General features: G+C 43.5%; 2 protein-coding genes. Both read right to left on the reverse strand.

All coding sequences use genetic code 11. From position 1 onward, the window contains the following. Positions 1-104: 104 nt before the first annotated feature. Positions 105-842 (reverse strand): IS21-like element helper ATPase IstB, encoded by a 738-nt coding sequence (gene istB / locus LUA91_RS20590; protein WP_231427997.1) that lies wholly within the window; start codon positions 840-842, stop codon positions 105-107. Positions 843-915: 73 nt separating this feature from the next. Further along, positions 916-2,460 carry an IS21 family transposase gene (gene istA / locus LUA91_RS20595; RefSeq protein ID WP_231427998.1) on the reverse strand — a complete coding sequence of 515 codons (1,545 nt, stop codon included), beginning with the start codon at positions 2,458-2,460 and terminating at the stop codon, positions 916-918. Between the last annotated feature and the right edge of the window lie 244 nt (positions 2,461-2,704).

Raw genomic sequence — 2,704 nt, forward strand, 5'->3', positions numbered from 1 at the left:
GTGTGTATAACGGCATTGATGGGCCAAGGATTTCGGAGCATAGCGGGCCAGTCATTTCGGGAATCAACGGGCCACTTTCCTTTTACAATTATAAATGATTTTTTTTAAGTACTCAATTGTTTATTTTTTCTAAGGGATTCACCTTCGAGCTCGATCCTGTGCGAGGAGAAAACTATCCGGTCAAGAATAGCATCTGCAATTGTGCTTTCTCCAATAAGGCCATGCCAATTTGCTACCGGTATCTGTGTGGCAATTATAGTGGATGATTTTTCATGACGCTCTTCCACAACGTCCATCAATACATTCCGTGATGCCTGATCAATGGTCGCCAGTCCAAAGTCATCCAATATAAACAGTTCTGTTGTCTGTATCTTTTTGATAAGCCGGTGGTATGTGCCATCAAGCTTGGCTAGCTTTGCAAGGTCAAAGAACCTGGAGGTATTAAAGTACATCGTTTTATTCAGTAACTGACATGCCTTTACGCCAATACATTGGGCCAGAAATGACTTTCCGCAACCGGTAGGTCCGGTGATAATAACATTTTCCTTTCTACTGATAAAGTTCAGTCCAAGCAGCCGTTCGTAAGTTGTCCTGTCCAGATTCCTTTTAGCTTTATAATCAATATCAGCAGCTGAGGCTGCCTGTTTGAATCCGGCCCTGGTTATCAGATTCTGGATGTTTCTATTTTGCCTGTTCTCCCATTCAGCATCTATCAGCATACTTAAGAAACTATCCAGGGAATAATCCTGAAACAGATTATCTGTGAGGCTACTGTGATACAATGACGCCATTGCGTTCATGCGCATCCTGCGCATTTTTTCTACCGTGTTGTGTTCATTCATTTTGATTGAGGTTGATTATGTTAGTTTACCACTTATTTGTTTTTCAGCTCCAGCCGGGAGTCAGCATGCTCCATTACCGGTAACTAGCCGCCCCCCTTATATTACCGTGTTCAGGTGTTGAAGCAGTTTTTTCTTCTTCTTCTTCCACCATGTCCAGTCTGTTTTTGAGTATATTCGATACGGTATGAAATGAGGCTTTATGGTAGGTGGATGCTCTCATGCATGCCTTTTCAAGTCGTTCAGAACTATATAGCCTGACAAAGGAAAGGATACCAAGTGACTGCTTGTAGGCGATTTCAGGATATCGGGACTGGTTCAGCAGCATCTGAATATACTTTAGTGTACCCGGGCCAATCTGGGTTGCCCGCTGCTCGAAATACTCCGGACTCCATTGACCATAAGCCTGATGAGTGGAGGGCATATGTTCTGCAATGGTTTTATAGTTACCTCGGCGGTAGCTACGCTCATGCGATGCAATACGTACATGGTTATAGAGTATCTCAACAATATCCTGATTATACTGCACCTCGACATACATTCCAGTATACCTGAATGGAACGCTGTAATAGTTTTTGTCCTCGCTGAGAAAGATATGCGAAGTACGCTGTACCTTCGCCCTTTTATAATAACGGATGCTATATGGTCCTGAAGCAAGACGATAAAGATAATCCCGCTCGAGATCAATAAAATAGCTTCTGCGCGTACCGCCGCCATGAGAGAAAAGGTAGTTGTTGTATTCTATAAGCTGCTCAGCGATTGCTTTGTTAAGTGAATCCAGGTCAAAAAAGGTAATCTTGCTTAAGGGATAGTAGATTCTTTGGTACACCAGTTCCACGCTCCGCTCCACAAGGGCCTTATCCTGGGGGTGATAAGGACGGGCAGGGTCAACTGCGCAACCATAATGTAGGGCGAAATCGGCAAGGGTCTTATTGATGATGGGCGCATATTTCGAACCTTTGCTGACAGCAGATTTCAGATTATCGGAAACGATAGCCTGTGGTGCACCGCCCATCCACTGCAGACATGCATCAAGGCAGCAGATCAGATCTTCCCGCTTTTGTGAATGGACTGCTTTTACAAAAGTATATTGACTACAGGGCAGTACGGCAACGAATACCTCAACCGGCACAAGTTCTCCTGTAGCTTTATCAATATATCCCAGTTTCTTGCCACAGAAATCAATGTAAAGCTTCTCACCGGCCTTGTGCTCCAGTTTACCGCTATGGTTATTGAGTTTTTTCCATTTGCGGTAATGAAGGGTAAACTGGGTATATTTATATCCCTTGGGGTGCTTTTCTATATAATCCTTCCAAAGCGCCTGAAGGGTGCACCCGGGCTTGGTAAACTCTTTTTTAAAGGAAGGGAATAAAGCGGAAAGTTCCTCGTAACGCTGTTTCTCAGTCTGGCTCTCTTCAGTGAAAAGATCATTTAAATCGGATTCACAAAGTTCGTAAAGCTCCTCATAGGTGATGCCAAGTTCGGTGAACCGTTTGATGTACCCATCAACAGTCTTACGGTTAATCTTCAATAGGAGAGCTACCTTCCGGTTGCTGAATTTCTTTAGCTTTAATGCAATCAAAGTGCGAAGTTCCATGATATCAATTCGTTGTCCTGCCATGTATCTGCTTTTATATTTCAGATACAAGACTATAATAAATCATGGAAAGTGGCCCATTGACCTCCGTTTTTAGAAGTCCGGAATAAATAATTTTGGCCCAATTACCTCCGTTTTATATAAAGCTAATAACGGAAGGCTGGCCCAATGACCAGCGAAATAAAACCTTTTTTTGGCCCAGTGACGAATGAAATAGGTGGCCCGCTATGCAGCGAAATGAGTGGCCCAGTGACTTGCGTTATAGACA

This window comes from Pedobacter sp. Leaf250 (assembly GCF_920984735.1).
GTDB lineage: Bacteria > Bacteroidota > Bacteroidia > Sphingobacteriales > Sphingobacteriaceae > Pedobacter.

What these genes read in the sequence shown, in the direction of transcription:
- istB (WP_231427997.1), bottom strand. Translation starts at nt 842, where the DNA reads ATGAATGAACACAACACGGTAGAAAAAATGCGCAGGATGCGCATGAAC.
- istA (WP_231427998.1), bottom strand. Translation starts at nt 2,460, where the DNA reads ATGGCAGGACAACGAATTGATATCATGGAACTTCGCACTTTGATTGCA.